This window comes from Candidatus Hydrogenedentota bacterium (assembly GCA_012523015.1).
Lineage (GTDB): Bacteria > Hydrogenedentota > Hydrogenedentia > Hydrogenedentales > CAITNO01 > JAAYBJ01.
This window is the reverse complement of record JAAYJI010000125.1, coordinates 1-7,440: the sequence shown is the minus strand read 5'-3', so window position 1 is coordinate 7,440 and position 7,440 is coordinate 1. Positions and strand designations below refer to the sequence as shown.

Below are 7,440 nucleotides of genomic sequence, written 5' to 3'. Positions count from 1 at the left end.
GTGTTGCAAGCATAACACCGCCGGGATCGGTCACCTCTTCGCCCAGATAGTTAGCGCCGCCGCTGACCCGCACACTAACCATGCCTGTTGGTGTTAGGATCTTTTCGAGTTCAGCAAAAAACTCCCGTGTACAAAATCGGTTTAATGAAAGTGTTGTGACATCGGGCAAACAGAGCGCCACCATGTCATATTTTTGGGCTGTGTGGCGCACATAGTTTCCAAAATCTTCCGAAACTACTTTTAAATTGTCGGGCAGTTCCTTTGAAAGAAAGCTCCTGAGTGCCTCTGTATATTCAGGATCAGGATGAAGCCAACTTACCTGCATATCTTCTGAAAGGGAGGCAAAGGCGGCACTTACCCCAAGGGTATTCGAACCAAAGACGAGAATTTCCCGTGCGTCAGGCTGTTGCGCCAGATGTATCGCAGCGACTTCTGCCGCCTCATCACCGCCGGGATAGGATTCACAAACGCTGCCGCCGGTCATGAAGATCCATTGTTGATCGCGACGGCCCATCGAATAGCGGGCGTGTCCGCTGCTCCAGCTGCTTTCGAACCAGTCAGCGGGAAGGAGGCGCGCCCACGCCGCCAAATCCTCCGTCCGTGTCCAGTATTGACCCAAGCGACGTGGATATCCGCTTACCGCGATACTGCCAACCAGAACCAACAACAAAAGCCATTGCAGCCATTGAAATCGGGATTGTCGTTCTTGAATAAGCCACGCCAATACGCCAATGACCGTAACCAATGCCAAGATTATAAAGACGAGTTGACCGGAAAAGTGATTGCGGAGCAATAAGGTCACAAACAAACCGCCCAGACAAGCGCCGAGAGTCTCAAGGGCATAGACCCGCGACACAGGTTGTCGGGAATCTTGTTCTGCCCACCGACATCCCACGGGAAATAAAAATCCGGTCAAAAAGCTCACAGGGCTATTGAGCAAAAGTAACAATCCCAACATCCGCGTTAACGGGAACAGCTCATAAGCCTGAACACCGGCAAAGGATCGGACGTTGATCGTCAACACGTGCTGCAAAAGGAAAGCGGGAATATAAGCAAGGAGCGCCAAGGGGAAGAAAAAGGAATGCTTCGTGGGAAATAGGAATTCCCACCGGCCAAACCATGCGCCGATACCGACCCACAACAGCCAGCTGCTGTAGAAGGCGGCAACCATCAATTCATTGTATTCAAAGGCAGAAAAGACATCGCGAAAAAGTAAGGATTGCGCGACTAAGGAAAAGAACCCCAGCCCCAGTAAAGGGAAGGCGTTGGCTGTTCTTTTGACGCACATACTCTAATGTTCTTCTTCAAAAACAATCGCTTCAAAAACGGTCCAAGAAGCGCCTTCTTTCCAAGCATCTTGTCTGAGTCCTGCTTTCAAGGAAAGATTCGTGAGTGTTTCTTCCAAAGTCCAGCCTTGTTCAGGGGCGACCTGCGGCAAAAAAACTGCGCTGTATCCGTCTTTTCTCATGACCATGCCATGCTTGCCCAACTCAATATCCCAATAGGTGGAAACAGGACGGGGCGGCGTCAAAGCAGATATTTCATAATGGAGCAAGGGCAAGTCTTTCTCGCTTACCCGTGGGAAACGATGGTCGTTGATACCTGCGTCAATAGCGCGTTCCAACACCGCCTCATAAAGCGGACGATGAGGAACGATCTCGCCGATGCAGCCGCGCAATCGTCCGTTGATGGTGAGCGTGACAAAGGCGCCCATCTGTTGTTGCATCCCCGGTGTCACCGTGATACCAAGGCTTTCCACGGTAGGCATTGTGCCTGTGGTTACAAAGCTTTCCAAGGCTTTTCGCGCAAGGCGAAGCAATACCCTTTTATCCTCTTCGGAAAGGCTACGCTCGACCTCTTTATCATTTTCGGCAACGTGTTTCGAGTTATTCCAAGAGCCGGTGAATGCAGCCGACAAATAGCTGACCGACATGGATGTATCTTGGGTCATGCGCCCGGAAGTATTGTATTCGAACAAGTGCCCGGCTGCCGGATCAGGCAACATGGATAAAAGGATCAAAATGGGATAACGCCCGCAAATCGTTGCGCCTGTCTTCTCCACATAAGCGTTAAAGCCCGCACCGTCCTTATCACCTATTTTTTCCCAAGCGCCAAGATCCAATTGCTCCAAATTACTATCAATATCCGTATCAAAGGGAACATACCCGTAATTCGCGCCGTAATGGGTAAAGTCTGTACTTACAACGACCAAGCTTTGATCATCGGTAATTTCCAACAGAGCTTTAGCCATGGCCGCCACTGCAGCATTATCCAGTTGCCCCACCACAACGGGCACGACTTTGAAATCAGACAGCGCCTCCTGCAACAAGGGAAACTGTATCTGCACACTATGTTCTTGTTCATCTACACCGGGGACTACCTGAAACTGTGGATGCTTTCGCAGGGCGTCGCACGCTTCCACATCCAAAGCGACCTCACCCAAAGGCGTGACGACATGCGTTAAATCAGAGACATGAGCAGCGTTGCGCAGGGCAAAGCGGTGGGACGGCCCCATAACAATGACACGCTTGAAAGATCGGTCTGCAACTTTTCGATAAGCCGTCGCTGCCACAGCGCCGGAATATCGGTATCCCGCATGGGGCACAATCAACGCCTGTACGGATGATAAGGGGCTGCTGTCTGCCGACGCCAGACATTCTTCTATCTCCGATTTTAAGAGTGATTTATTGCCGCTATACCACGTACCCGCCAAAGGGGAGGTCATACTCTTTTTTGATTCGACCGATTTCATAGGTATTGGAATCTCCTGTGTTGCCAACGCGTTATTGTGAGTCAATCCTGCAGCGAAAAAATACAGTAATACGCCGATAATAACGAAGCAAAACGGCATGCGTAAAGACCATGCCTTATTAAAAGATCTGTGTCGCATCTAAGGCTCCTTTCCTTCAAGACAAGCGCCCATCCCCTTACCCCGCCCAAGTTGATGGACGCTTCATTTCCTGTTCATCGATTCTTTTTATCGGGCCGGGATAAGGATATCCTGTGTCCGATCTTTGAAGCGGTTGAGACAAGGCGCGCATCTTTTTTTTACGCAGCGGCACCAGCAGCAACGCCGACAGCGATAAAAACATACGGCGGCTTACTGCCACAACCCGTAAATCTCTTTTCCGCAGAAACATTTTCCATCCTTAAGGTTGTTGTTGATCACGGTAAAGCCACGACGTTCTATAAGCAATGCGTTACACTCAGGACAATAGGTGTTTTCAGCATCGGGCAAAGAAAGGTTACCGATATACACATAATGAAGCCCCTCTTCTTGCGCAATCGTTCGTGCCAATTGCAATATTTCCGCCGGTGTAGGCGGCAAGTTTTGCATGCGGTATTGGGGGTGAAACCGTGAAAAATGCAGCGGTGTATCAGCTCCCAAGTGGGACACAATCCAACGGGTAAGGCGCCGCAAATCAGCTTCGCTATCGTTGAGCGTTGGAATAACCAGATTGGTCACTTCCAAAAGCAATCCCATTTCTTTTGCCAAAACGCAGGCATTCAAAACGGGCCCCAAAGAAGCGTCGCAGACATCCTGATAAAAAGATTCTGACATGGCTTTTATATCAATCTGAGCGCCGTCAACATAGGCAAATAATCGGCGCAGCGGTTCTTCATTGAGGTAACCCGCCGTCACAAGGATGTTTCGCAAGCCCGCTTCCCGTGCTTTCATGGAACACGCTAAGGTGTATTCATAAAAAACGAGGGGCTCCGTATAGGTGTATGCCATAGACTGGCAGCCAAATTTTTGGGCAAGAGCAATCAACTGTTCCGGCAATAACTCTTGCGCCGCCACATTTTCAGGATTCTCTTGGGAAATCTCCCAATTTTGACAATTCAGACAATGCAGATTGCATCCTACCGTTGCGATGCTCAAGATATCCGTACCGGGAAGGAAATGAAATATGGGCTTTTTTTCGACGGGATCCAAGTGAACAGCACAAGGATGACCATAGCTAACCGCAACAAGGCGGCCGTCAATATTCACCCTGATACGGCATTCACCGCTTTGGCCGGGAGCAATGATACATGCCTTAGGGCACAAGTCACATTGTACCGTCATTGATAGTTCTCTCCAGTCATACTCCCTATTGTGCTATTTGTTGGGCGCTATGTCAAGAGAGCGGACAGTATACAGGGCACTATCCCTTGGTGAAGCGATCGAGGTCTGCAGTATTTTTCTATCTACGGGCAGATATAATCTAAGGTGATGTCACGCTTGTTTGTCTTTTTTCTTGTCCGCCTTGGACTTACGTTTTTCCAAAAGAGTCTGCTTTGCCGCTTTCTGCGGTTCCCGTTTTCCTTTATCTTTCTTTCCTTGGGTAGCCATGGCATTTTCTCCCTATTGACGAGGTGGAAAAGTTGTACGCCACAATGAATACAATGTTTATTTCCACTTTATTGTACATAAGATACGCCCTGAAAAATCAATTATTTCCCCCCTCACTTTTCCCGGATCAAGTGCAGCTATACGGAGCTTTATAAAAGCCTTTTAAGCGTTAAAAACCTGTCGAAATACAGACCTTTCCCCTAGAACTTAAATGTGGTATTATGACGAACAAACGCCGCAAGGAACACTTGCGCGCTGCGGATGAAGCATTAAACGAATAGACTGCAACTTCTGAGTCTCTATCGAAAACCAAAGCAATAAAAGGAAACTTCGATGAACCTTCAAAACAGATGGTATTTGAATCTTGGGCTGATTGTTGCCTTCACCTTAATAGCAAGCTTTGCCTGCCCTTTCGCCGACGAAATAAAACCTGCAATCGAAATACTCGATCAAAATATGGCCGTTGCTGATCCCGATGGAGATTGGCTGTGGTATGACGCCGCGGAATTGACCGTGGAAGGCAAAGGCTGGAACGACACCGCTTCCTTTTATCATCGCCTCCCTGCACGGGCGGAAAAGATCGTTCGTTCTTCCGTCTGGAGTCTCAGCAATCACTCGGCGGGTATGGCAATACGCTTTTCCACGAACGCGCAAAGAATCGGCGCTAAATGGAAGGTCAGCAATACGAGTTTGGCGATGCCCCACATGCCTGCCACGGGCGTGAGCGGTCTCGACATTTACGTACACAACGAAGGCACGTGGCAATGGATCGGCGCCGGTCGTCCCGCCGCCCAAGAAACACAAGCGATTCTTGCCTCCGGCATCCCTGAGGGCGAATATGAATATCTCATTTATTTGCCTCTTTATAATGGAACGGATCGTTTGGAAATAGGTGTTCCCCCTGAAGCTGTTTTGTCGCAACCGCCGGCACGGCCTGAAGGTCAAGACAAACCGATCCTCTTCTATGGCTCCTCCATCACCCAAGGCGGATGCGCGGCACGCCCCGGTATGGCATATCCCTCCATTATTGGCCGGCATCTCGATTATCCCACGATCAATCTGGGTTTTTCAGGAAATGGCACTATGGACGCGGAAATCGGCGAACTGATGGCTGAGATTGAGTGCGCCGCCTACGTTATTGATTGCGTGCCCAACACGAATGCGGAAGAGATCACAGAACGGATCGTGCCTTTCGTAACCGCCCTGCGCGCAGCGCGTCCGGACACGCCGATCCTGCTTGTTGAAAGCGTCCATTACCAATCGGGTACCTTCCTGCCCGAAGTGCGTAAGGGCAATGTAACCAAAAACAACGAGCTTCACGCAGGTTATGAGCGTCTCGTCGAAAACGGAATCAACGATCTGCATTATTTCTTCGGAGCGCCTCTGCTCGGCAACGATGGGGAAGCGGCGGTCGATGGCGTTCACCCCACCGATCTGGGATTCTTGCGCATGGCTGAATGTCTGGAACCTGCCTTACGCGCCATACTCGCCAAATAAAAGAGCGAGGCTTATAAGGTTGACGCAGCGGCGCCGTGTTCTTCTCTTTAAGGATTCAGACGCTCTATGATCGCTTGCAGATGATCCACATCGCGCTTGAGTATGGCGATACGCTCCTCATTGGTTTTGCCTTTGCCCAAGGACTCATCTTCAATACAGATGTTACCGCGATAGCCTGCTTTCGCCAAAATACCCAGCGCTTTTTCTAAATCGATATCACCTTCATCAAGAGGACAGGCATAGCGGCCATATTGCCAACCTGCCTCGCGCGTAACTTCCCGCATCTCCTCAGGATAGTTGATATTCTTTACATGGGTATGCTTTGTGTAGGGCGCTAACACGCTTATAATGCCGTAGACTTCCGATAAAGGATAACCGCGCCAGTAGAAGTTTCCTAAATCCAGGGTAGAACCAAGCCGGTCTGAGCCGACCTCTTGAAAAATATTCAATAAGAACGCCAGATTGTTGCCCTGAAAGCCATGGTTTTCGATGCCCAGCGTTATCGATGAATTCGGAGTACGCGCCAATACTTCGCTTAGCGCATACGAAAATAATTGCACGCGCCTCTCAAAATCCAACTCCCGTTCTTTAGACATGGCGGAATCAATGCGTACCGTCTCTGCGCCCAACAAATCCGCTATCTCAATGGCACGAACAACCCAGCTCACATTGGATTCCTTATCTCCAGCACTAAAGTCACAGGCCGTTAAGACCGCGCAGATGTGCACACCATGAGACTCCGAACGGGCGCGAAAGGCGCGGACATCGTCATCAGAAGCAAGGATAACTTTTTCTTCCTTATCAGGGGCGTGGACAGAAAAATCACGATCCAAACTTAATTCTATCGATTGGATACCCAGATAGGCTACGCCTTCTTGGGTGGTGGCGAAAGTATTTTGCGTAAGCGAACTTTCGCGGATAGACACATACATCCCTGTTGATTCTTTAGACATGGCTTGTGTTCCTTCTGCGAAGAGTCCGGCGCCGGGAAGGTATACACCCAACACAATGGCTAGAAACAGCATCTTTTTTTTCTGCGTTTTAAACATCGACATGGTCATTTGCTCCTCTCTATAGCGTCTAATAATCTCAATACGATTCTTCAGTCCTTAGGGTTTACATCGTTGACAAGGGCTCAGCCCTCGGCTTTTGGCCTCTTTCAAGCTTACCGCTGTACTGCCGCCTTTCAGCGTCTTACAGTCTTTTCGGTGATAGCGTGTGCCTGTTTTCGTAACATAAACGGTTGTCGTCCCGTCCAGAGGTGAAGGGGGCGGCGGCTCAATTTTATTCGGCGCAGCATTGGTTTTTTTGGGTAATCTCCGAAAATCCCAAGGCGCAACAGGGTTCTTGTCTTTCCATAGGCCTAGCTTTTGCGCTTGTGCCTGTGCCTGCAAGCTCTTAAATTCTTCTTCGTTCCGAGCGTATTGTTCATACCACCATGCCAGACCGGCACGAAGTAATTCCCGATTTAATTGCCGACCGTCCGGCAGGACGACTTCTGCCACAAGCCGTTGATAGCGATCAATATCTCTGATCCGTATGAGCACCACCTTTTGAAAACAGGCGTCACTGGTAAATTGTTTGGCGCGCGTACCATATGCCTGTTT

Annotated in this window: 7 protein-coding genes; 1 reads left to right on the top strand and 6 read right to left on the bottom strand. The window is 49.6% G+C overall.

Features of this window, described 5'->3' with window-relative positions:
• The 4 genes from GX117_05385 to amrS all read right to left on the bottom strand — a co-directional run.
• The coding region (locus tag GX117_05385; protein NLO32777.1) for a hypothetical protein at positions 1 to 1,288 on the bottom strand (1,288 nt) is incomplete at its 3' end.
• A gap of 3 nt (positions 1,289 to 1,291) precedes the next feature.
• A complete protein-coding gene (gene amrB / locus GX117_05380) occupies positions 1,292 to 2,890 on the bottom strand; it encodes an AmmeMemoRadiSam system protein B (GenBank protein NLO32776.1) in 1,599 nt (532 codons plus the stop codon).
• 37 nt (positions 2,891 to 2,927) lie between these two features.
• Complete coding sequence (locus tag GX117_05375) at positions 2,928 to 3,092, bottom strand: hypothetical protein (protein ID NLO32775.1); 165 nt, start codon at positions 3,090 to 3,092, stop codon at positions 2,928 to 2,930.
• An 8-nt stretch (positions 3,093 to 3,100) separates the two neighbouring features.
• On the bottom strand, positions 3,101 to 4,069 hold the full coding sequence (amrS, locus tag GX117_05370) for an AmmeMemoRadiSam system radical SAM enzyme (protein ID NLO32774.1): 969 nt from the start codon (positions 4,067 to 4,069) through the stop codon (positions 3,101 to 3,103).
• A 600-nt stretch (positions 4,070 to 4,669) separates the two neighbouring features.
• On the opposite strand from amrS, the gene GX117_05365 reads away from it, so the two are divergent.
• Complete coding sequence (locus GX117_05365; protein ID NLO32773.1) at positions 4,670 to 5,833, top strand: hypothetical protein; 1,164 nt, start codon at positions 4,670 to 4,672, stop codon at positions 5,831 to 5,833.
• A 47-nt stretch (positions 5,834 to 5,880) separates the two neighbouring features.
• Here GX117_05365 and GX117_05360 read toward each other — a convergent pair whose 3' ends face one another.
• Together GX117_05360 and GX117_05355 are read right to left on the bottom strand one after the other, a co-directional pair.
• Positions 5,881 to 6,888, bottom strand: coding sequence for a sugar phosphate isomerase/epimerase (locus tag GX117_05360; protein NLO32772.1), 1,008 nt, complete (start codon positions 6,886 to 6,888; stop codon positions 5,881 to 5,883).
• 54 nt (positions 6,889 to 6,942) lie between these two features.
• A partial coding sequence (locus GX117_05355) for a nuclease (protein ID NLO32771.1) occupies positions 6,943 to 7,440 on the bottom strand: 498 nt, incomplete at its 5' end.